The sequence below is a fragment of the Sphingobium sp. FW305-3-2-15-F-TSA7 genome (assembly GCF_058787155.1).
On sequence record NZ_JBYSZM010000037.1, the window covers coordinates 44,507 to 66,984 of the forward strand.

A 22,478-nucleotide genomic window follows, 5' to 3' on the forward strand; every position below is an offset into this window, starting at 1 on the left:
GACATTCTACCCGGTTCTTCGGGTGGCCGGCCCTGTCGGGATGGGTCGGGCTTGACCGGCATGATTTAGGGGTTTGAGAATGATCCGATCAGAACTCGTCCAGCGGCTTGCCGGCGAAAATCCCGACCTTTCGATCAAGGATGTCGAGCGCATCGTCGACGTGTTCTTCGACGAAATCACCGCACGCCTGGCCGAAGGCGGTCGCGTCGAGCTGCGCGGCTTCGGTGCCTTTTCCACACGGTCGCGCACCGCGCGTGTCGGGCGCAACCCGCGTACCGGTGAATCGGTGGATGTCGACGCCAAACGCGTCCCCTATTTCAAGCCGGGCAAGGAAATGCGCGAGCGCCTGAACGTCTAGAGCTGGAGCGGATTAGTCCAGCGAGCTGATCCAACCCACGTCATGCCAGCGAACGCTGGCATCTATGCGCGATCTGGTCAGCAGACCCCAGCCTTCGCTGGGGTGACGCCTTGGTTCGGACTCTTTACTGCGCCCCTCAGTTCTTCAGCCGATACCCTGTCCGGAACATCCAGCCGACCACAGCCAGGCAGATCGCCAGGAACGCGAAGACCGCGATCAGGCTGACCTCGATCGCAACGTCACTCTTGCCGAAGAAGGTCCAGCGAAAGCCGCTGATCAGATAGACGACCGGATTGAACAGCGTCACCGTCCGCCACGCGGCGGGAAGCATGTCGATCGAATAGAAGGCGCCGCCGAGAAAGGTCATCGGCATCACCACCAGCATCGGCACGACCTGAAGCTGTTCGAAGCTCTGCGCCCAGATGCCGAGAATGAAGCCGAACAGGCAGAATGTGACCGCCATCAGCACCATGAACCCCACCATCGCCAGCGGATGCGCCACCTGCACGTCGACGAACAGATGCGCCGTCGCGAAGATGATCGTCGCGATCACCAGCGACTTGGTCGCCGCTGCGCCGACATAGGCGATCACCGTTTCGATCGCCGAGACCGGCGCCGACAGCAATTCGTAGATCGTGCCCGACCATTTGGGCATGTAGATGCCGAAACTGGCGTTGAAGATGCTCTCGGTGAACATCGTCAGCATCATCAGCCCGGGCACGATGAACGCGCCATAAGGCACGCCGCCGATCTCGGTCATCCGCGACCCAATCGCCGAGCCGAAGACGATGAAATAAAGCGAGGTGGTGATGACCGGCGTGATCAGGCTGGTGAGCACCGTCCGCCCGAAGCGCGCGACCTCGAACTTGTAGATCGCCCAGACGCTGTGCGCGTTGAACCCCATCACTTGCTCCCCGCCGTGTCGTCATGGACGAGGCTCACGAAAATCTCCTCGAGCGAGCTTTGCCGCGTGTTGAGATCCTTGAAGCCGATGCCGAGATCGCTCATCCGCCGCAGCAGCGACGGGATGCCCGTGCGCTCGTCATGCGTGTCGAACACATATTCGAGCTCATGGCCGTCGTCCTTGAGCTCCAGCGCCCAGTCGGACAGTTCGGCGGGCAACGCGGTCATCACCTCGGACAGGTTCAGGGTCAGCGTCTTCTTGCCGAGCTTCTTCATCAGCGCGCGCTTTTCCTCGACCAGGATCAGCTCGCCCTTGCTGATCACCCCCACCCGATCGGCCATTTCCTCGGCCTCCTCGATATAATGGGTGGTCAGGATGATGGTGACGCCCTTCTCGCGCAGCTCGTGGACGAGCCCCCACATATCGCGGCGCAGCTCGACATCGACGCCCGCCGTCGGCTCGTCGAGGAACAGGATCTCGGGCTCGTGGCTCAGCGCCTTGGCGATCATCACGCGGCGCTTCATGCCGCCCGACAATTCCATGATCTTCGACTTGCGCTTGTCCCACAGCGACAGGTCGCGCAGGATCTTCTCGATATAGGCCGGGTTCGGCGCCTTGCCGAACAGTCCGCGCGAGAAGCTGACCGTGGCCAGCACCGTCTCGAACGCGTCGGTATGCAATTCCTGCGGAACGAGACCGATCTTGGTTCTGGCCGCACGATAATCGCGGACAATATCGTGGCCGTCGGCGATCACGACGCCGGAGCTCGGCCGGACGATGCCGCAAACGATGTTGATCAAGGTGGTCTTGCCCGCGCCGTTCGGCCCGAGCAACGCGAAGATCTCACCCTTGCGAATCTCCAGGTCCACGCGCTTGAGCGCCTGGTGGCCGGATTTGTAGGTCTTGGTGAGATCCGAGATCGAAATGATCGGCTGCATCGGACGCTATCTAGGCGCTCCGCAGCGGCGCTGCAACGGCATGTGGCATATCGCAAGCAAGGTCGAACCCGTTGGGGGGCCAAGGCCGAACGCCCGCCCGCGCTTGTGCGAGGGAAGCCAAGGCGACGGACGTCGCCGCGGGCGCCCGAGGCGAAAACAAGCTGGTGCCCCCTCCCGGACTCGAACCGGGACGCCATCAGGCCCGGCATTTTAAGTGCCGTGCGTCTACCAATTTCGCCAAGGGGGCGCCGGCGGCTCTCATGGAGCGTCGAGCCGCTCAAGCGCAAGAGGGCAACACAGATTCACAGGCGTCATCGGGCATATGTGCTTTGCGCGAACAGCCGATGGGCGTAGGAAGGTGCATCGCCGCACCGACGGGCCCGCAGGCACGCGACGACCGAGAGACACGCCGCTCCCGCTTGCAAGCGGGAGACTTGCGTTGATCCACACCGATATCACATCACCGCCGCGCAGCCGGCCAGCCGGCGCCAATGACGGCGTAACGGCCGAACCGCAGGCCGCGCCATTCCTGTTGGAGCGCACCGAACCCGGCCGGTTGGCGGTTGAAGACAAGGTTTCTGCCGGTATAGCCGGCGACGGCGGATTGATCGGCCAATATCCCTGGAGATCCGTGCCGCTGCACGTATCGAACGATCTTTCACCACCCTATTTCGATATATTCCGCGCCCAGGAAGTGAATCTCACGACGGTCCTGCGAACCGGTGGGGACTGGCGCTGGCGCTTCTGTACCGCCAGTGGCGCCGTGCTGGCAGCAGGTGCCGGCTATCGCACCGAAAATGCCTGCGTCGCAGCGGTGGACGCATTGCGGCAGGCGGCGGGATCGGCGGAGATACGACGTCGCCCGCAAGGACCATCGCTACCGCGGGACGCCTGAGGCGCGCTCCATGCGGCAATCATCTTCCGGACGGACGCCAAAGCGCCCGCCCGGAAGGCTATGTTCGACCTGGCCCTGCGGCGTCGGAAACGCGCGCAAGGCCGATCGAAATCAGAGGGACTGGAGGTTGACGGCGGACTGCTTGCCGCGCTGATCGGCCTCGACGTCATAGCTGACGCGCTGGTCCTTGTTCAGCGTGCTCATACCCGCGCGCTCGACGGCGGAGATGTGGACGAAGCTGTCATTGCCGCCATCTTCGGGCTGGATAAAACCATAACCCTTGTCGGCATTGAAGAATTTTACGGTACCAATAGGCATATGTCTTCCCTTCAGGAAAATAGAAAGAAGCCTCGGAAAACTCTTTCCGAAGCGCCAGTAGCGTGAAAAGGAAGATTGAGCCCAAGGGGATAATTTTCCGTCGCAGGCGACGATAGCGTCGTCTTATATATCAGCGACATATTATTTTAGCAATGCTGGAAGGAGCGCGGATTTATTTCCGCGCTTCGAAGCGAGCCGATGCATATTTCTCGCCAGATCGTATCATATCGGATAGGATGACATATCGCCGGTCTTCGGATGCAAGCGCCCGGCGGCAGAGAGACCAAAGTGCTCCCGCTTGCGATCAAGGGTAACCACCCGTGTCGCCTGAAGACGAAAACGAGGATCTTGCCCAAGCCGCGCCCAGCCCGGCAAACGCGACGTCCGACGCAAGCGATGCGCCAGATCCCGCTGCGCGAATGAAGCTGGTGATCGCCTATCGCGGTCGAAAGATCGAAATGGGGCCGGACACGGATTTCGAGCGGATCCGCGGATATCGCGAAAGTCAGGCAAGCCACCCCCTGCATCTGCCAGACGATGGCGGATCGCCAAGCACCTGATTCGCAATCTCTGCGGCCCCCGCGGCGATCGCCATGGATGAAATCGGCGGCCCCATTCGTTGACGGAGCGTGTCGATGTTTGGCACGGTTCGAACAAAGGTAGCGTATCATGAGGCATTCAGCCGTGGGATGGCCCCGCGTCGATGGCGATGGCGGCGCCAAGATCCTCGTTGGCATCCGCCTCGAGCGGGAACTCATCGACGCACTGGATGACTGGATCGCGCGTGAAGGCGTCGCGATCACCCGGCAGGAAGCCATCCGGCGAATGATCGTCAGCCGCCTAGGCTGACCGGCGCGAGCGCCCCCCATCCGCCATTTGCCGCGATGGCGGGGTTACGGTAACCCGGTGGCTGCAACCAAACGGCCCACAGGTGATCCAGCGGTGACAGTTCATGCGTAGTCGCGCCCGGATTCATAAGCATCTCCCCGGAAGATCTTGTCTGCTGTGCGCGCGAAAGCCGATCGACTGATGACGCGTGTCCGAATCATCCACGGGATCATCGCAGCGTCCCTCGCCATATTGCTTGCGGGTTGCTGGAATCAGGGCGAGCTCGACGGGCCCGTCCGCGTGAGCGTTATTGGCCCCGCCCCCGAACTCAAGCTCATCGGGCGCGACGAGGCCAAACCGCCCCAGGCGGTGCTGCTGCTCGCAGTGGCGCAAGGGCTGGTCGCGCTCGATGCCTCAGGCCGGATCGAACCGGGGCTGGCGCAGCGCTGGATCGTTTCGGATGACGGGCTGAGCTATATATTCCGCCTGCGTCGTGCCGAATGGCGCTCGGGCCGTCCCGTCGTCGCAGAGGAACTGGCACACAGCCTGCGCGCCGCGGTAAATCCGGGCGAAGGCAACCGTTTCGCACCCTATTTCAGCGCGGTGGACGAGATCGTCGCGGTCACGCCGGAAATCCTGGAGATTCGGCTCAGCCGCCCGCGCCCCCATTTTCTCGATCTGCTGACCCAGCCCGAAATGGGCTTTCTGGCCCGCAAGCATGGCACCGGGCCGTATCGCATCGCGAACCAGAGCCATGGCGCGATCGCGCTTACGCCGATCGCCGATCCCGATTTCCCCGAAGAGCAACAAGCGCGCTATCCCGTCGCATTGCGCGCCGAACGCGCCGCGCGCGCGCTGGCGCGCTATGGCCGCGGGCAAGCCGATCTTGTGCTCGGCGGGACCTTCGCCGATCTCGCGGTCGCGCGCGCGCTCGATCCGCCGGCGACGCAACTGCGCTTCGATCCGGCCCGCGGCCTGTTCGGGCTGGCGGTGACGAGCGAGAAAGGCTTTCTGGCGAGCGCCGAAAATCGCAGCGCCATCGCCATGGCGATCGACCGTGACGCGCTGGTCGCGGCCTTTTCCGTACCGGGCTGGCGGCCGATGCTTTCCATCGTTCCGGACCGGCTGGAAATGCGCGCCGGCCCCGCACTGCCCGAATGGGCGGCAATGGCGATGCCCGAACGCATTGCGCTTGCACGCGCACGGGTCGCCGCATGGCGGGGCAATAATGCGGAATTTCCACGATTGCGTATCGCACTGCCCGATGGACCGGGCGCACGATTGCTGTTCACGCGGATCGCCATCGATCTCGGCCGCATCGGCATCATCGCGCAGCGCGTATCGGTCGATGCTCCTGCCGATCTGCGCCTGATCGACTCGGTCGCGCCCAATGACAGCGCAACCTGGTATCTCACCCGCCTGTCCTGCGAGATCGGCCTGCCCTGCGGCGAGACCGGCAGCGCGGCGCTTGCGGCCTCACGCGCGGCACCGACGCTGGCGGAACGCGCCGCCAGACTCGCGGAGGCGGATGCCGCCTATGCCGTAAACGCGCCCTTCATCCCGCTCGCGTCACCGTTGCGCTGGTCGCTCGTGCGTCCGTCGCTGCGCGGCTTCCGCACCAACAACCGTGCCGCCCATCCGCTGCACCACCTGTTGAAGCATTGAGCGCCGTCCCCATATCGAGCGTTGCAGGAGAGGAGCATCGCATGCGCGTTTCGCCCGATCAGTTCGAACGTATCGCCCAGGGATTGCCGCAACTGGGCCGCGACCCCGCCGCGATCCGGCAGCGTGTCGAGGCAATGGAAGCGGTGCTCGAACGCGTTTTCGTCATTCCCGGCATCAACCGCCCGGTCGGGCTCGACTCGATCGTCGGGCTGGTGCCGGTCGTCGGCGACATAGTGACCGCGGCGATGGGCGCCTGGATTGTCTGGGAAGCGCGCAATCTGGGCATGTCCAAGCTTCAGATCACGCGGATGGCGGCCAATGTCGGCATCGATACATTGCTCGGCGCCATCCCCGTCGCGGGCGATCTGTTCGACTTCCTCTTCCGCTCGAACACGAAAAACCTGCGGATCATCAAGCGGCATCTCGACAAGCATCATCCCGCGACGGTGACGATCGAAGGGTAAAGCTGCCCCTATGTCGCGGCGCATTCACGGCGGCGCAGCGCTAGCCCGAAAACGAGCAGGATGAGCGCGGCGAAGATCGGCGGCACCGCGACCACCATGAACACTTCGCCGACGGGCCTGCCCGCCGCCATCAGCGCACCGCCCGCGGTTGGCCCCACGATCGAGCCGATACGCCCCACCGCCAGCGCGGTGCCGATCCCGGTCGACCGCAGATCGGTGGGATAGAGGTTCGTCGTGAAGGCGCTCAGTCCGGTCTGCGTTCCGATCGTGCAAAAGCCGGCGACAAAGGCGATCGGCAGGATCAGCGTGGCGACCGCGCCCGACGCACCGAGCGCGACGATCGCAGCCGCGCCGACGATATAGGCGACCGCCAGCACGGCATATGGCGCGAATTGATCGATCATCCGGCCCAGCACGACACCACCGACCGCACCACCAAGGTTGAGAGCAATCGCCGCCGTTATGGCCATGTCGATTGGCAGCCCCCGCTCCTTCACGATCAACGGCAGCCAGCTCATCAGGAAATAGATGATGAGCAGGCTCATGAAGAACACCGCCCATAACAGCGACGTGCTCAACGCGCGTCCGTCGCGGAAAAGCGCGGCGAACCCCGAATGCGACACGACCGGCTCGTCCGCGACAAAACGCGTTCCAGGCGCTACGCCACCGGGACGGATCGCGTCCATCACCCGTCGCAACGCGTGTTCTTCGGTATCGCTCCGCAGCAGGAAGCGAGGCGATTCCGGAAGCAGCCACAGCAATATCGGCACCAACAGCAATGGAGCGGCCCCGCCCGCGATGAAAACCGCCTCCCAGCCGAAATCACCGATCAGCCGGATGCTCAGAAACCCGCCAAGCACTGCGCCCAATGGGAAGCCGCCAAAGGCAATGGCGATCATCATCGACCGCACACGGCGCGGCGCGAATTCCGATGTCATGGCCATGATGTTCGGAATCGCGCCGCCCAGCCCCAGGCCCGCCAGAAAGCGCAATGTCAGCAAGGTCCACCAATCCTGGGCAAAGGCGGTCGCCAGTGTCAGCGCGCCGAAGATGGCGGTGCTCAGGATGATCGTCTTACGCCGCCCGATCCGGTCTGAAAGCCGGCTGAGAACCAGTTGACCGATCATCAATCCGGCAAGAGCGGCGCTGAAGACGGGACCAAAAGTCCTGCCGTCGATCCCCCAATCGGACGCGATCACCGGTACGACGAAGGCGATCGACTGGGTGTCGAAGCCGTCGAGCATCGCGACCAGTGCGCAGAGCAGGAAAACCCGGATCTGCAGGGCACCGATCGGGGCGGCATCGATGGCCTCGACCACGTCGAGGGTGGATGGTGTGCCGGTCGTCATTTCGCTTCGGCTCCGGGCTTGGCCAGCAATTCGGCAAGCGCAATTGGCTGCCCATCGCGAATGACCGTGTCGACTTTGAGCAGGTCGCGGATATCGGCGAGCGGATCGCCGTCGATCACCACCAGATCGGCGAGCTTGCCCGGTTCGATCGTGCCGAGCTGCGCATCGGCGCCCAGGATGCGCGCGCCCTCGATGGTTGCCGAGCGCAGCGCCTTTTCCGCGCCATAGGCCTCGGCAAGATGCATGACCTCCGCGATCTCGCCAAAACCATAGCTGACTGTGCCGCCGTCGGTGCCGGCGCCGATGACGACGCCCCGATCGCTGAAGGTCTTGAGTGTCGCCAGCTCGTCGCGCGCAGCCTCCGCCGCGCGATCGCCATGCGCCTTTTCGAAATAGGCCATCGCGCGCTTATAGGCCGCGATATAGCGCGGCGGGAAAGCCTTGAGCTGAGGCAGGTCGAGCAGCCCGGGCAGCTTGCGCATCTGATAGGTGAAGCTGGTTCCAGGCAGTCGCCCGCCCGATGTCGGGCTGATATACATGCCCGACGATGTCATGAGCTTCACGACATCGTCATAGGCGCGATTGTGCATCGAGATGCGATCAGCGAACTGCATACGATCGCGCGTGCCCATATGTTCGATCGCATCGACGCCGAAGGTCGCGGCGGGATAGAGCTCATGCGAGGCGACCATCAGACCGTTGCGATGCGAGAAATCGACGATGCGGCGCTGCACTTCGTGCGTCATCGTCTCATAGGTCTTGATGAAATCGTAATCGAGCGTCAGCGCGCGCTGCAATTCCATGTCGAGCTGCGCGTCGGGCCCGACGCCGATATTCATCCAGTAATAGAGCCGGTCGCCCTCCAGGATCACCGAATAGAATTGGCGCGGGCCGAGGCGACGGCCGCTGGCCCAGGCCTCGCGCCGTTCCAGCGCCTCATAGGGTTCCGCCCCCGGCTCGCGGACCGAGGTGACGCCGAACGACAGCCAGGTCCGTCCAGGCCCCTCCCCGTCGCTGACGAAATGATGGACATGCGTCTGGATCAGGCCAGGAATGACGGTCTTGCCCACCGCGTCGACGATGCGTGCGCCCGGCCAATCGGCGCGGCGCGGCACGATCTCGGTGATCCGGTTGTCGTCGATCACGATATCGACATCGCGGCGATACCCCGCGCTGACCGCGTCGAACACGCGCCCGGCCTGGATGACGGTGCGCTGCGCCTCCGCCTTCCGGCTCCAGCTCAGCTCGAACGGGATATTCTCGATCGCGCCGTCGACGAGCGAGATGCGTTTGAACGCGGTGCCGTCGAGATAGACGATCGATCGAGAATCCCCGCTCCAGCTGGGATAGCTGGCATAGTCGCGCGTCAGTTGCACCGGCGCCTCGACCATGTCGCCGCGCGCGTCGACCGCGACCGTCCACAACACGCCCTGGTGCAGATAGGCGATCCTGCCGCCATCGGGCGACCAGGCGGGTGCGGTCTGGCTACGCGCCGAGACCGACCGGTTCTTGTCGGGCGTCGAGAAGCGCGTCGCACCGGTCGCGACGTCGATCGTCATGAACTGGTTGTAGCCCTTGCGGAATCTCTTGCCCGGCGTGCGCAGCGCCAGCGTGACGATCGCCTTGCCGTCGGGCGACCAGGTCGGCGTGGAAGGCAGGAACAGGCCGTCATGGACCTTGCGCAGCGCACCCGTCGCTGCATCGACGATGTGAAGCCGCGCGGCATGCCAGTCATTGGCATCGCGCATGAACACCGCGATGCTCCTGCCGTCCGGGGACCAGACGGGCTGCATCAGATCGTCCGAGGTTTCGGTGAGCCGGCGTTCCTTGCCCGTCGCGACATCGCGCAGATAGAGATCAGTCGTCCCGACGCCGCGGCGATCGGACAGATAGGCGATCGTCCGGCCGTCAGGCGACCAGGCGGGATCGACGTCGAGATAGGCGTCGTCGGTCAGCTTGCGGGGTTTGGGATTGCCGATATCGAGCTGCCACAGATCGCCGAGCGCGGTGAAGAGGATCGCCTTGCCGTCGGGCGACACGCGCGGACGCATGATGCCTTTCACCGCCCGCGGTCCCGTCGAGCTCAGATCGAAACGGCGCTTGGGATAGTCGGGCCGCGACACCACGTCGAAGCGCGCGCGGAAGGGCACGGCCGAGGCATCGCCGCCGATACGGCGAATCTTGATCCGCCCGTCGGCAGCGTAAGCGAGCCGATCGCCGTCCAGCCAGGAGGCCCCGGTCGGAAACAGGTCCTCACGAGCATCGTCACCGCGTACGACCGCACCGGTCGCGACATCGACGATCTGGAGCGCGCTTTCGGCGCGATCCTCATTGTAGCGATTGATGGCGATGCGCGCGCCATCGCCGCTCCAGCGCGGCAAGGCGAGATCGTCGCCCTCGACCGTCAGCAGCGTGCGTGCCTGGCCATCGGTCTCGACCACCAGGCTCTGCCCGCGGCCGGCAGCGGCGATATAGGCTATGCTGCGGCCATCGGGCGAGGCATCGGGATAATATTCCTCGCGCGCGGGATCGCTCGACGCCGGGCTGTATTTGGCGATAACACCGGTCGCCACATCGACGCGCCAGATGTCGAAGCCGTCGGCGCGATCCGATCCGAACAGGATCGCGCGGCCGTCGGCGCTCCAGCGCGGCTCGCGATCGTCGCTGGTGCCGAAAGTGAGCTGGCGCTGATCGCTGCCGTCGGGGCGGCTGATCCAGATATGCCAGCCGCCGTCACGATAATATTGATAGGCGAGCCATTTGCCGTCGGGCGACCAGGCGGCGAAGCGCGCCTCGTCCATCACCGGCGTGATCGGCCGGGCGGTGCCCCCCTTGAACGGCAGCACCCAGATCCGCCCCTGCAGGTCGAGCGCGATCGCCGAACGATCGGGCGACGCCGCGACCGCGAAATTGGTGCCTTCGCGGGCTTCGAACGAAACCGGCTTTGCCAGTGCGGGGCACGCCGCCATCGCGATCAGGCTCGGCAGCAGCAGCTTGAATGTCTTGCGCATCATCGCCCCCTTCAGCGCGGTCCGGCCAGCAGCCGGTCGAGTGTGTAGAGTTCCCCGTCCCGAACGACGGCGGAGACGTTGACGAGATCGGTGATGCGGGCGAGCGGATCGCCCGACAGGATCACCATGTCCGCCAGCTTGCCCGGCTCGATCGAGCCGAGCAGATCCTCGACATGGTTGAGTTTCGCGGATTCGATCGTCGCCTGGCGGATCGCCTGCGCCGGTGTCAGCCCGGCATCGACATAATAGCAAAGCTCTCCGAACACGCCGAAGCCGATATTGTAAAAAGCGGTATCGGTGCCCGTCGGGATCGGCACGCCTGCGGCGATCAGCGTGCGAAGCGCGCCCGTCGAACCCGCGAGCAGCTTCGGATCGAAGGTCGACTTGCCCGGTACGACCGCGCCCGCGATCTGCGGCGAATTGCGGAAACGTTCGGGCAGCAGCCGCATCTGCGGCAGATCGAGCATCGAGCGCCCCGCCTGCTGCAGATAATAGCCGCCGGTGCGCATCGAACCGCCGATCGCGGTCGGCACCACCGCCATGCCCGACTGGGCGTAGATCTGCGCGACGTCCTTGTAGATGTTACCGAGCGCCGACTGCCGGTCGCCGATCGATGCACGGTCGCGCGCGCCGAGATGCTCGACCGCGTCGACGCCGAAGCGGGCCGCCGGATAGGCGTCGTGCGAGGTGACCGGAATGCCCAGCCCATGCGCGAATTCGATGGTGCGCTTGAGGAACGGCGCGTCGAGCTGCTCATAGGTCTTGATGAAATCGACATCGAAGCGCGCCGCGCGATCGAGCTCCAGTTCCAGCGCGGCGGGCGAGCGCACCGGGAAGGACATGGGATAATAGACCCGCCCGCCCTCGATCAGCCCGGTGGTGAACAGCCGCGGCCCGACGCGGCGCCCGCTTGCCCAGGCTTCCTTGGACTCGCGCCCCTCGCTCGGCTCGGTGCCGGGCTCGCGGATCGCGGTAATGCCGTAGGACAGAGCGACGCGGCCGGTGATCTCGCCGTTGATGATGAAATTATGGATGTGATTCTCGAACAGACCGGGGATCACCGTCTTGTCCGAGGCATCGACGATCTCGGCATCGTCCCAGCGTTCGCGGCGCGGGACGATCTCCTTGATGACATTGTCTTCGACAAGGATATCGACATCGGTGCGATAACCGCTCGCGACCGCATCGAACAGACGTCCGGCGCGGATCACCTTGCGCCCCTTGGCGCGACGCGGCGCCCAGTTCAGCGTCAACGGAATCTCTTCGATCGATCCGTCGTCGATGTTCAGGCGCCTGAGCTTGTCGACCGATGCAAAAACGATCGATCTCGAATCCCCGGTCCAGCTCGGATAATCGGCGACATCGCCGGTCAATCGCCGCGGCGTGCCGATGAAGCCGCCATCGGGCGACGTCGCGACCGACCATAGCGTCCCGTCCTCGACGAAGGCGGCCTGGCGACCGTCGGGCGACCAGGTGATGCCGTTCGCCGAACGGATGCCGAGCGCGACGCCCGGTGTGGGGCTGACGAAACGCGCGGGCGAACCGTCGAGCGGCACCATGCGGACCTCGTTCAGCCCCTTGCGATAGCGCTTGGAAATATAGTCGAGCGCGACCGAGGCGATCGCGCTGCCATCGGGCAGCCAGCGCGGCCCGCTGGGCTTGAATTGCGGATCGTCGAGCTTGCGCAAGCCATGCGTCGCGAGATCAAGGACGTGGAGCGTGTTGGCGTGCCAGTCGCCATGATTGAGCATGGTCACCGCCAGGCTCTTGCCGTCGGGGGAGAAGGCGGGCGCGGTCAGGCTTTCGGCGGTGTCGCTCACCCGCTCCTCGCGACCCGTCTTCATGTCGCGCACATAGACGTCCATCGTGCCCGTGCCGCGCCGGTCGGACGCGAAAGCGAGCTTGCTTCCGTCGGGCGACCAGGCCGGGTCGATATCGACCCAGGGATCGTCGGTCAGTTTTTCGGGCTCGGCCTTGCCGATGGTGAGCAGCCAGATATCGCCCAACGCGACAAAGGCGATCTGGCGGCCATCGGGCGAGACCACCGGCGCCATGATACCCTTGGCCGGCTGCGCCGCCGCCGACCGGAGATCCTGGCGCTTGAAGCGATAGGGCGCCGGGCGCTCGACCGTGAATTGCGCGGTGAAGGGAATGTCGCGCGCCCGCGCATCTCGGCGGAGGCGGATCTTGCCGTCGGCGGTATAGAAGAGCTGCCCGTCCGGCGCCCATTGCGGCCGGCCGACGAACACGTCCTCGCGCAAAGCGCTGCCGCGCGCCACCTTGCCCGTCGCCGGATCGACGAGGTTGAGCACGCTCAGGCCGGCATCGCGCCCCTCGTAGATCTCGCGATATTCGACATAGGCGAGCCGGTCGCCCGCGGCGTTCCAGTTCGGGCCGACCAGTTCGTCCTTCGACGACAGGATCACCCTATCTTCGCCATTCTCGTGCACGACCAGGCTGCGGCCGTCCTTGCCGGCGGACACGAATGCCAGCCGCCCGCTTTTCGAGATGGCGGGGAAATATTCCTCGGCGGGCGATGTCGTCACCTGTTCGGGCGCACCGCCGTCCAGACCGACCCGCCAGATATCGAAATTGCCCGCACGATCGGAGCTGAACAAGATCGAACGGCCGTCCGGCGCCCAGACGGGCTCGCGATCGTCGGCGGCGCCGTTGGTGAGCTGGCGCAGACCGGTGCCGTCGCGGGCCATCACGAAGATCCGCCATTGCCCTGCGGAGAAATGCTGGAAGGCGATCCAGCGACCGTCGGGCGACCAGGCGGGCAGTCGCGCCTCGTCCGGAAGAGTGACGGCCAGGCGCGCCGCACCGCCGGCGGCGGGCAGGATGCGCAGCTCGCCCTGCAGATCGATGACGATATCCTTGCCGTCCGGCGACAGCGCCGCCGCGAAGTTCGTGCCTTCGTCGACCGAGAATTGCCGCGTTTCAGCCGATGCGGGGCTTCCCGCCAGCGCCGTCACGCTCATCGACAGAGCGAGCCACTTTTTCACTTGCACCCTCCACAACCCGTTTCTTTTCATATGGCCGGGCGCAGGACGCGCCCGGCCGGGTCCGCATCGCTCAGTAGCGGAACCGCAGCGTCGCACCGTAGGTACGTGGCGGCTGGAACTGCGCATAGCCGTCGAGCGGCGGGACTTCGGAGATGGTGTTGATGTTCAGCCGGTCGGTGACGTTCTTGCCCCACAGTTCGAGCGACCATTTGTCGTCGGGCGTGGAGAAGGACAGCCCCAGATCCAGATTCTTCAGATTGGGGATCTGGTCGACCGGGGAATTGAGGATCGAGGAATAGAAGTTGGAGCTGTAGGTATATTCGGCACGCCCGGTGATCCGCACCTTGTCCCGCACATCGACCGAATAGGATGTGCCGATCGAGAATTTATGCTTGGGCGCACGCGGCAGGCGATTGCCGCGCAGGTTCGCCGTGCCGCTGATCAGTTCCTTGATGTTGGAATCGGTATAGGCATAGGTGCCGTAGAGGTTCCAACCCTCGACCGGAACAGCGTTGATCTCCAGCTCCGCGCCTTTGGTCACGACCTTGCCGGCATTGCCGGTGACGCCGAAGGGTGGGAAATTGGGATCGACCTGGCGGATCACCGTGACCTGCAGGTCGGTATAGTCGGTGTAGAAGAGCGAAGCGTTGAAGCGCAGCCTGCGATCGAGCCATTCGCTCTTGAGGCCGACTTCGTAATTCCAGGCGAATTCCGGATCGAAAGGCTCCATCGCGCTCAGCCGCTCGACTTCGGTGTCGCTGAAGCCGCCGCTCTTGAAACCGCGCGAGACCGAGGCGTAGATGAACTTGGTCGGCGTCGCCTGGAAATTGACCGAGAAAGCTGGCGTGAGCGCGCTCCACGCCGCCCGGCCGGGCGCGGTGAAGCCGGGCACGATCACACCGCCGCTGCGATAGGGGGTGTAGTTGTTGCCGCCGGCGACGACGACATGGTCCTTTTCGTCGCGGCTCCAGCGCAGGCCGCCGCGCAACTTCAGGCGATCGGTCACTTCCCAGGCGAGATTGGCGAAGGCCGCATAGGAATCGGTGGTGTTGCTGGCATCGAAGCGACGGCGGCCCTGCGAATTGAAGCGCAGGAAACGATAGTCGGTGATGTTGGTCGTATCGACCTTCTCGTGGAAATAGTAGATGCCGAACACCGAACTCAGCCGGTCCGAAATATCGCTGGCAAGCCGAAGCTCCTGCGAGAATTGCTTCGAATCGGTGTCATCCTCCTGGATGAACAATGTGTGGTGATATTGATTGCGGTTGGGATCGGTCAGTTCAGCGACGAACAGTCCGGTGGTGTTGGCGCGCGTGCGCAGCTTCGATTCGCGATAGGCGGTGATCGACGCGATCTCGCCCATCGGGGAATCGAACCGCGCATTGAGGCTGACGCCGCCGTTGCGGATCCGGTTGAAGCCGTCATCGGTGTAATTGCGCCCGCGCCGGGGATCGGCATTGGCCTTGCCGATAGAATTCGGCCCCTCGCGCAGCAGATGCCACCAATTCCCGGTTCCGGTCAGCTTCGAATAATCAGCGTTCAACTGGATATCGACGCCCTCGCCCGGCTGGAAACGCAACGCGGCCCGGACCGCATTGGAATGCTCGGTCTCGATGTCCCTGCCGGTGGTTTCGTTGAAGGCGTAACCGCCATGATTGCGTGACGAGAAGGAAAGCTTGGCGGCGACCCCCTCCGACAGCGGACCGCTGACCGCGAAGCTGCTGTCGATCTTGTCGTAATTGCCGACGGTCAGCGCGGCCTGGGCGCGGAATGTGTCGTCGGGCTTGCGTGTGAAATAGGACAGTGCACCGCCGACGACGTTGCGGCCGAACAAGGTGCCCTGCGGCCCGCGCAGGATCTCGACGCGATCGATATCGACGAAGTCGGTGCTCGTCATCGACGGGCGGCCCATATAGACCTCATCGACGAAGACGCCGACCGCCGCATCACGCGCCGAGCCCGCCGCCGTTCCGCCGATGCCGCGGATGAAATAGCGCGGCTGGCCGGGCGAGAAGGTGTCGACGTTCAGGCTGGGGGTGCGCGCCGCCAGATCCTTGACGTTTTCGATGTTGGATCGGGTGAGGCTGTCGCCAGTGAAAGCCGTCAGCGACAGCGGTACGGTCTGCAGATTGTCCCGCGTCTTCTGCGCCGTGACGACAATCTCCTCAAGCCCGCCAGTCTCTTCGGCGGGCTGCGGCTCCGTCTGTGCAACCGCCGGAACCGTCAGGCCGGACGCCGCCAACAGGCCGAATATGATTCTGCTACCGTTTTTCACCGCTAGTCTCCCTTATCCCCGTGGTTTCTTGTTTGAAATGGAGGGAGCGATTCCTCCCCCAAGGCCCAGCAGGCGGCGCGCCGTAGCGCAGTCCGCCAGATGGCTGCCCATGTCCTCGACGATCCGCCGCGCCTTGATGACCAGCGCGGCGTTCGACGGAGCGAGGACTCCCCGATCGAGATACACGGTGTCTTCGAGGCCGATGCGGGCGTGCCCGCCGGCAAGCACCGATTGCGCGACCATCGGAAATGCCGCGCGGCCGATACCAAACGCTGCCCAGAGCGATCCCGCCGGAAGCAATCCCGATGCATAGAGTGCGGTCTGAGCACTCGGCTGGAAACCGTAGCGCACGCCCGTCACGATCGAACACAAAGGCGCGGGATCGAGCGTCCCGTCCTTGATGAGATCGTGCAGCAGCGCGATGTCGCCCGAATCGAACAACTCGATCTCCGGCTTCACGCCGGCTGCGCGAATGACCGCCGCCATCCGCCGGACATTGCCGGGCGTGTTGATCACCACTGCCGCACCCGAATTCATCGTGTTGAGATCGAGCGTGCAGATGTCTGGGCGCAGCAGCGCGACATGTTCGACACGCGCCTCCGGCGGCAACAGGGTGGTACCTGCCGCGGCGACGTGGGGCTCGTCCTGCGACGGGACGAAGCGGCCGCCCGGCCCCGTCGTCAGGTTGATGATCAGCTCGGGTCGGGCATCGCGGATGCGATCGACCACCTCGCGATAATGGGCGATCTCCATCGACGGCATCCCCGTTTCGGGGTGGCGGACATGGATATGAGCGACGGCAGCCCCGGCATTGGCGGCTTCGATGGCGGACTGCGCAATCTGCGCAGGCGTGACCGGAAGATGTGGTGTCTGTTCGGGTGTCGTCAGATTGCCCGTGATCGCGCAAGTCAGCACGACGGGATTGTTGATCGGGAACATCCAGCTCCCTCCTACAGCGCCCGCCCGCCATCGACCTGGACGATATGCCCGGTCGAGTAACGGAGGTGGGTGGCACAGGCGAGGATCGCGTCGGCAATGTCGTGCGGGGTGGCGATGCGGCCGAGCGGCGTGCTCGCTTCCACCCGCGCGTTGAAATCGGCGCCGCGCCCCGGCACGAACGCGGTGTCGACGACGCCCGGCGAAACCGCGAGCACGCGGACCTCGGGCGCGAGCGCGCGCGCCAGCGCCTTAGTCATGACGTCGATCCCCGCCTTGGCCGCGCAATAGGCGATGTTCGATCCGACCGCTGTGAACGCGGCAATCGAGGACAGCGAAACGACCAGGCCGTCGCCCGATGCCTTGAGCAGAGGCGCGAAGGCGCGGATCGTGGCGAACTGGGCGCGCCAGTTCACGCGGAATATCTCGTCGATCAGCGCGTCGTCGAGCGCCTCGAGGTCGGCATGGACGACGGGCTTCGTGAAACCTGCGGCGTTGATCAGGATGCTCACATCCTCACAATCGATTGCAACAGCATCCCGCAATCGGGTGAGCGAGGCGTGATCGAGAATATCGGCGGTGGCGATGCCATGTCCCGTGCCGGACAATGCAGCCAATGTCGCCTGCATCCGGGCGCGATCCGCTTCGCCCTCGCGATCGACGAGCACGATGCGGGCGCCGGCATCGGCGAGCACTGCGGCGGTCGCGGCGCCGATCGCGCCATTGCCGCCGATGATCACCGCCGTCCTGCCCTGAAGTCCGTTCGCCATCAGATCGCCCTCAATCGATCGGGGGATGCGGAAGCCGCGATTCCCCCGCATGCATGGTGAATGTCCGCTTCAGACTGAAGCGTGCCCCCTCTTCGTCCCCGGACCGTTCGTAAGTGCCGACCAGATTGTCGTTCACGCCGAAAACCACGTCGCTGCCCAGATGCTCGTCGTCCTGGACGAAGATCTGCGTGATCAGCGTCCTGTATCCCGGCTTCCAGGCGAGGAAATGGATGTGTGCCGGGCGAAACGGGTGACGGCCCTGAAGTTCGAGCAACCGGCCGACCGGCCCATGGGTCGGCACCGGATATCCGGCGGGCATGATGCTCTCGAACACGAAGACGCCATCGTCATCGGTGCGGAACTTGCCGCGCAGATTCATCTCCGCCTGCGCCGCATCCTGATTCTCGTAGAGTCCGCAGGGAGAAGCCTGCCACACATCGACTTCGACATCAGCGATCGGCGCGCCATCCGGATCGACGATCCGCCCGGCGACGAGGAGTGGGTGGCCGGGCGTCAGCGATCGCACGATCGAGCCGCCATTGGACGTTACTGGTGAGTTCATCCGCCAGAACGGGCCCAGCAGAGCTTCGTCGCTCCCCCGCCCTTCCTCGCCATCACAGGCGAGCGTGGTCAGGCCGAAGACGTCGGCCAGCAGGATTGCCTCATTATGGGTGGCGGTCGTCGCCTGGCCTACGGCGTTGAGGAAGGCGAGCCCGATATCGAGCTCTTCACGCGTCAGGCCGGTCTCGCGAACGAAATCGTGCAGATGCAATGTGATCGCTTCGGAGATATGACGGAGACGCGCATCGCCAGTTCCCGCGAGCGAACGCAGCACTGCATCGGTGACGGCGTGTGGCTGCGATTCGCCCTGATCCAATTCAATCTGGTCGGGCAATGCCCCGCCTCCCTTGCTCAGGCCCCGCCTCCTGCGGGTGTCACGTAATTTTCTTATCATCGAGCACCGTCATTCGACCGAATGGCACATGACGCTGGAACGCCTCGAACAAGAATGACTTTACAATCGATTGCAGAAGATGCAAACGAAAAATGCAAAATGCACTTTAGCCGGTGCTGGAATGTGGAGCGAATATAGCACCACGCGCCGAAATCTGGCTGAAATTCGAGGGTTGCGCGACCTTTGTGCAGAACCGAACCGACAGAAGGAGACGATTTTTATGACAACCGATTGCAGCCAGTCGCGCAGGCTGCGCCTTCTGAGCAAGGCGGAAACGGTCGAGGGCCTGTCTCCGGTGATCGAGAACGGTGCGCCGCAGCGCGACAGCGAAAGCCAGATCATCATCGAGGTGGCTTGCGCGGCGGTCAATCCCAGCGACGTGAAGGCGGCGATCGGCATGATGCCCTATGCCGTATGGCCGCGCACGCCGGGGCGCGATTTCGCGGGTCGGATCGTCGATGGCCCACGCGAGCTGATCGGCGCAGAGGTCTGGGGATCAAGCGGCGATCTCGGCATCCGCCGCGACGGATCGCATGCCACGCACCTGGTCCTCGACGGCGACTGCATCGCCCGCAAGCCCGAGAATATCTCGCTGATCGAGGCGGGCGCCACCGGCGTGCCCTTCGTCACCGCCTGGGAGGGATTGAAACGCGCCGGCCTGCCTGTGCGCGGGGAGGCCGTGGTGATTCTGGGCGCCAATGGCAAGGTCGGCCAGGCCGCGATGCAGATGGTGACGATGCTTGGCGCACGCGCGATCGGCGTCACGCGACGCGACGAAACCTATGTCGGCCACGCCAATGCCGAAGTCGAGATGATCGATTCGAGCGCCGCCGATGTCGGCGCCGCGATCCGCGACCTGACCGATGGACAGGGCGCATCGCTGATCTACAACACGGTCGGCAGCCCCTATATGCAGGCCGCCGCCGACGGGCTTGCGCGTCGTGGGCGTCAGATCCTGATCGGTACGATCGATCGCGTCGTCCCCTTCGACATCCTGCAATTCTATCGTGGCCAGCATCAGTATCTGGGGATCGACACGCTCGCGCTCGACACCCGCGCGACCGTGGCCTGCCTGACCGAACTGGCGCCGCATTTCGAATCCGGTGCGCTTCGCCCCTTCGCGGTGAAGCCGGACGGCATGCACAGCCTGGAGGAAGCAGCGATCGCCTATGCCAAGGTGATGCGTTCGGATCGCGAGCGCGTGGTGATCGTGCCGCGATGAGTGGTGTGATGCACGTGACGCGTTTCGCCGAGGCGCGGGAATATCAGGCGCCTGGCCATGTCGCGATGCATTGCCTGCGCATCCAGGGCAAGGATGCGGGGCCGTCGCGCGCTATGTGGTTCGCCATTTCGATCATCGAACCGGGCGGCGGCATTGCCGCCAGCACATCGCCGCTGGAAAAAGTCTATGTCGTGCTCGAAGGCAGTGTGGAAATGACCAGCCAGGGGGAAAAAGTGACGCTCGATCGATGGGATTCCTGCCGGATCGCGCCGGGCACGGACCGCGCCGTCGTCAATCGTTCGGCCCTGCCCGCGACGATTCTGCTGGCGATGGAAAATAACGCCGCCGCGGAGCGCATCGCATGACCCGACTCGACGTCGTGATCTTCGCCGGCGCCTCCAACTGGCCCTTGTGGATCGCGCAACAGCACGGCCTGTTCGCGGCGCAAGGGCTCGACGTCCGGCTGTCGGTCACACCCGGATCGGCGCAAATGGCGCGCGACCTGTTCGACAGCACCGCGCAGATCGCGCTGACCGCGTTCGACAATGTCATCGCCTATGCCGAGGGACATGGCGCGGCGTCCCTGTCTGAAGCGCCCGATTTCTTCGCCTTTGCGGGCTTCGACAACGGCCTGCTCAGTCTGGTCGGCGCACCGGGTTTCGACAGTATCGAGGCGCTGCGCGATCAGACCATCGCGGTCGACGCACTGACCACAGGCTTCGCCTTCGTATTGCGCGCACTGCTGGCCGATGCGGGGCTGGGCATGGGCGATTATCGCCTGGAGGCGGTGGGCGGCGGCGCGCAACGGCTGGACGCGCTGATCGCGAAGCGGCAGGCCGCGACATTGCTCAACGGCCCGCTCGACATGATCGCGGCCGAAGCGGGATGCATTCCGCTTCGGCGCGCGCGCGATGTCATCGGCCCCTATCAGGGAATCGTCGGCGCCGCACGGCGCGGCTGGGCGCAGGCCAACCGGACGGTGCTGGCGGCGTTCATCCGCGCCATGCATGATGCGCTGGCCTGGCTCGCCAATCCGGCGAACCGCGCGGATGCAGTGCGACTGCTGCGAGAGAACATGCCCCGGCTCGATGCGCGGCTCGCGGACAGGGCCTATGAGCTGCTGATCCACTCGCCCGATGCGCTGACACGCTCGCTGGAGATCGATCGCGCGGGCGCCGAAGCGGTGCTCGATCTGCGCAGGCGGCATGGCGGACAGGCGATCGCGGCGGCCGATGCGACGGCCTTTATCGACGAAACGATCCGCGATTCGGTCTTGAATTAAGGTCGATCAACTACCCTTGTATCGTCGTTGCGAGGGGTGAAGCCCCGCGGCAATCCAATGTTGCGGCGCCATCTGGATTGCCGCGCTTCGCTCGCAATGACGAGTGCTGCAAATCGGACGGATTAAATCTAACCCACCTTGCGCCGCAGGCGCGGTGGGGCCGTCGATCCACGGACGATCAGCGTGGGTGCGAGTACCACGTTGCGCGTCGAACTTTCGCCGCCGGTGAGTTGCTGCAACAGCAGGTCGGCGGCGGCGCGGCCGATTTCGCGATGGCTGATCCGCACGGTGGTGAGCGGCGGCGCGACCATGTCGACCAAAGGCATATCGTTATGCCCCACGATCGAGAGATCGCCCGGCACCGACAGGCCGCGTTCCGCCGCGACATCATAGGCGCCCAGCGCCAGCAGATCGTTCGCAGCGACGATCGCGGTAATGTCGGGCGCCGCATCGAGCAGCCGGCGCGCGGCCTTCGCGCCTTCCTCACGATTATAGGCGCCTGCGGGCTCACACGGGTAAGCGCCGACGGGCAGGCCGTGCACTTCCAGCGCATCGTAGAAGCCCTTGCGCCGCAGAAAGCCCGTCGAAACCCCCTCCGGACCCGCGAGATGGCCGATCCGCGCATGGCCCAGTTCAACAAGGTGATCGACCGCCAATTGCATGCCCAGCGTATCGTCGGACACCACTGCGGAGATGCGCCGGCGTTCCTCCGCACGGTTCACAAGCACCGCCGGCAGATTCTGATCGAGGCAGAAATCGACGACGGGATCGTCGCGGCTGACGGTCGCGAGGATGAAGCCGTCGATGCGCCGCGCGACGAGCTGGTTCGCGAGTTCCAGGTGCCGCGCCGGATTGGTGCCGACATCGGCGACGACGATCGAATAGCCGTCCGACGCCAGCCGGTCGCTCGCGCCGCTCAGGATCGGCGAGAAAACGGTGTTGGCGATATCGGGCACGAGCGCGCCGATCAGATGCGAGCGCCCCGTCCGCAGACCGGCGGCGAGCAGATTGGGCCGATACCCCAGCGCACTGGCGGTCGCCAGGACGCGTTCCACCACATCAGGCACCACCATAGAACGCGTGGCGGGATTGAGCGCCCGCGAGACTGTCGACGCGTGGACACCCGCGGCCTCCGCGACCTGCTTCAGGGTGATTGCGCGGACCTGCCCCGTCCTTTTCGCCATCCCATAACCTCCCGCCAGCGTCCGGCGGATCACCGCGACGCCGCACTTTCCCGAATAACGATGTTTTTGAACATTGACAGACTCCATGCTTCTCTGCAATCGATTGCGAGAACGGACTC

At 64.6% G+C, this 22,478-nt stretch carries 19 protein-coding genes and 1 tRNA gene; 8 read left to right on the forward strand and 12 right to left on the reverse strand.

The features are described 5' to 3' along the window. Positions 1-79 precede the first annotated feature (79 nt). On the forward strand, positions 80-358 hold the full coding sequence (locus AC3WN8_RS24460; RefSeq protein ID WP_492672111.1) for an integration host factor subunit beta: 279 nt from the start codon (positions 80-82) through the stop codon (positions 356-358). Between the two features lie 136 nt (positions 359-494). Here the strand turns inward: AC3WN8_RS24460 and AC3WN8_RS24465 are convergent, their stop codons facing one another. The 3 genes from AC3WN8_RS24465 to AC3WN8_RS24475 form a co-directional block, all read right to left on the reverse strand. Next, a complete protein-coding gene (locus AC3WN8_RS24465) occupies positions 495-1,262 on the reverse strand; it encodes an ABC transporter permease (RefSeq protein ID WP_492672112.1) in 768 nt (255 codons plus the stop codon). After that, positions 1,262-2,200 carry an ABC transporter ATP-binding protein gene (locus AC3WN8_RS24470; protein ID WP_492672113.1) on the reverse strand — a complete coding sequence of 313 codons (939 nt, stop codon included), beginning with the start codon at positions 2,198-2,200 and terminating at the stop codon, positions 1,262-1,264. Before AC3WN8_RS24470 ends, AC3WN8_RS24465 begins: the two co-directional genes overlap by 1 nt. A gap of 162 nt (positions 2,201-2,362) precedes the next feature. After that, positions 2,363-2,447: transfer RNA gene (locus tag AC3WN8_RS24475), tRNA-Leu, on the reverse strand. A 192-nt stretch (positions 2,448-2,639) separates the two neighbouring features. On the opposite strand from AC3WN8_RS24475, the gene AC3WN8_RS24480 reads away from it, so the two are divergent. After that, entirely contained in the window at positions 2,640-3,095 is a 456-nt protein-coding gene (locus AC3WN8_RS24480) for a YegP family protein (RefSeq protein WP_492672114.1), read from the forward strand. A gap of 111 nt (positions 3,096-3,206) precedes the next feature. Here the strand turns inward: AC3WN8_RS24480 and AC3WN8_RS24485 are convergent, their stop codons facing one another. Continuing rightward, positions 3,207-3,413 (reverse strand): cold-shock protein, encoded by a 207-nt coding sequence (locus AC3WN8_RS24485; protein WP_492672115.1) that lies wholly within the window; start codon positions 3,411-3,413, stop codon positions 3,207-3,209. Between the two features lie 684 nt (positions 3,414-4,097). Here AC3WN8_RS24485 and AC3WN8_RS24490 point away from each other — a divergent pair. The 3 genes from AC3WN8_RS24490 to AC3WN8_RS24500 all read left to right on the forward strand — a co-directional run bounded on the left by AC3WN8_RS24490 (position 4,098) and on the right by AC3WN8_RS24500 (position 6,370). Then, on the forward strand, positions 4,098-4,262 hold the full coding sequence (locus AC3WN8_RS24490; RefSeq protein ID WP_492672116.1) for a ribbon-helix-helix domain-containing protein: 165 nt from the start codon (positions 4,098-4,100) through the stop codon (positions 4,260-4,262). A gap of 180 nt (positions 4,263-4,442) precedes the next feature. Continuing rightward, positions 4,443-5,906: an ABC transporter substrate-binding protein gene (locus AC3WN8_RS24495; RefSeq protein WP_492672117.1), complete on the forward strand. Its 1,464-nt coding sequence runs from the start codon at positions 4,443-4,445 to the stop codon at positions 5,904-5,906. 41 nt (positions 5,907-5,947) lie between these two features. Further along, positions 5,948-6,370: a DUF4112 domain-containing protein gene (locus tag AC3WN8_RS24500; RefSeq protein WP_492672118.1), complete on the forward strand. Its 423-nt coding sequence runs from the start codon at positions 5,948-5,950 to the stop codon at positions 6,368-6,370. Positions 6,371-6,378: 8 nt separating this feature from the next. Here the strand turns inward: AC3WN8_RS24500 and AC3WN8_RS24505 are convergent, their stop codons facing one another. The 7 genes from AC3WN8_RS24505 to AC3WN8_RS24535 form a co-directional block, all read right to left on the reverse strand. After that, positions 6,379-7,719, reverse strand: a complete 1,341-nt coding sequence (locus tag AC3WN8_RS24505; protein ID WP_492672119.1) for an MFS transporter — start codon at positions 7,717-7,719, stop codon at positions 6,379-6,381. After that, the gene (locus AC3WN8_RS24510) at positions 7,716-10,730 is read right to left on the reverse strand and encodes an amidohydrolase family protein (RefSeq protein WP_492672120.1); all 3,015 of its coding nucleotides are present in this window, start codon (positions 10,728-10,730) and stop codon (positions 7,716-7,718) included. The genes AC3WN8_RS24505 and AC3WN8_RS24510 overlap by 4 nt, the downstream gene beginning before the upstream one ends. Before the next feature lie 11 nt (positions 10,731-10,741). Next, positions 10,742-13,735 carry an amidohydrolase family protein gene (locus AC3WN8_RS24515; RefSeq protein WP_492672121.1) on the reverse strand — a complete coding sequence of 998 codons (2,994 nt, stop codon included), beginning with the start codon at positions 13,733-13,735 and terminating at the stop codon, positions 10,742-10,744. A gap of 70 nt (positions 13,736-13,805) precedes the next feature. Further along, positions 13,806-16,010, reverse strand: a complete 2,205-nt coding sequence (locus AC3WN8_RS24520; protein WP_492672122.1) for a TonB-dependent receptor — start codon at positions 16,008-16,010, stop codon at positions 13,806-13,808. 12 nt (positions 16,011-16,022) lie between these two features. Beyond that, positions 16,023-16,949, reverse strand: a complete 927-nt coding sequence (locus AC3WN8_RS24525) for a beta-keto acid cleavage family enzyme (protein WP_492672123.1) — start codon at positions 16,947-16,949, stop codon at positions 16,023-16,025. Between the two features lie 11 nt (positions 16,950-16,960). Further along, positions 16,961-17,716, reverse strand: coding sequence for an SDR family NAD(P)-dependent oxidoreductase (locus AC3WN8_RS24530; RefSeq protein WP_492672124.1), 756 nt, complete (start codon positions 17,714-17,716; stop codon positions 16,961-16,963). A 10-nt stretch (positions 17,717-17,726) separates the two neighbouring features. Further along, a complete protein-coding gene (locus tag AC3WN8_RS24535; protein ID WP_492672125.1) occupies positions 17,727-18,611 on the reverse strand; it encodes a dioxygenase family protein in 885 nt (294 codons plus the stop codon). A gap of 280 nt (positions 18,612-18,891) precedes the next feature. Between AC3WN8_RS24535 and AC3WN8_RS24540 the strand changes: the two genes are divergently transcribed. Genes AC3WN8_RS24540 through AC3WN8_RS24550 form a run of 3 tightly spaced genes read left to right on the forward strand, consistent with a single transcriptional unit; the run spans position 18,892 to position 21,175 of the window. After that, the gene (locus AC3WN8_RS24540) at positions 18,892-19,893 is read left to right on the forward strand and encodes a quinone oxidoreductase family protein (protein ID WP_492672126.1); all 1,002 of its coding nucleotides are present in this window, start codon (positions 18,892-18,894) and stop codon (positions 19,891-19,893) included. An 8-nt stretch (positions 19,894-19,901) separates the two neighbouring features. Further along, complete coding sequence (locus AC3WN8_RS24545) at positions 19,902-20,258, forward strand: cupin domain-containing protein (RefSeq protein WP_492672127.1); 357 nt, start codon at positions 19,902-19,904, stop codon at positions 20,256-20,258. Next, a complete protein-coding gene (locus tag AC3WN8_RS24550; protein WP_492672128.1) occupies positions 20,255-21,175 on the forward strand; it encodes an ABC transporter substrate-binding protein in 921 nt (306 codons plus the stop codon). The genes AC3WN8_RS24545 and AC3WN8_RS24550 overlap by 4 nt, the downstream gene beginning before the upstream one ends. 128 nt (positions 21,176-21,303) lie before the next feature. Here AC3WN8_RS24550 and AC3WN8_RS24555 read toward each other — a convergent pair whose 3' ends face one another. Then, positions 21,304-22,359, reverse strand: coding sequence for a LacI family DNA-binding transcriptional regulator (locus tag AC3WN8_RS24555; RefSeq protein WP_492672129.1), 1,056 nt, complete (start codon positions 22,357-22,359; stop codon positions 21,304-21,306). Between the last annotated feature and the right edge of the window lie 119 nt (positions 22,360-22,478).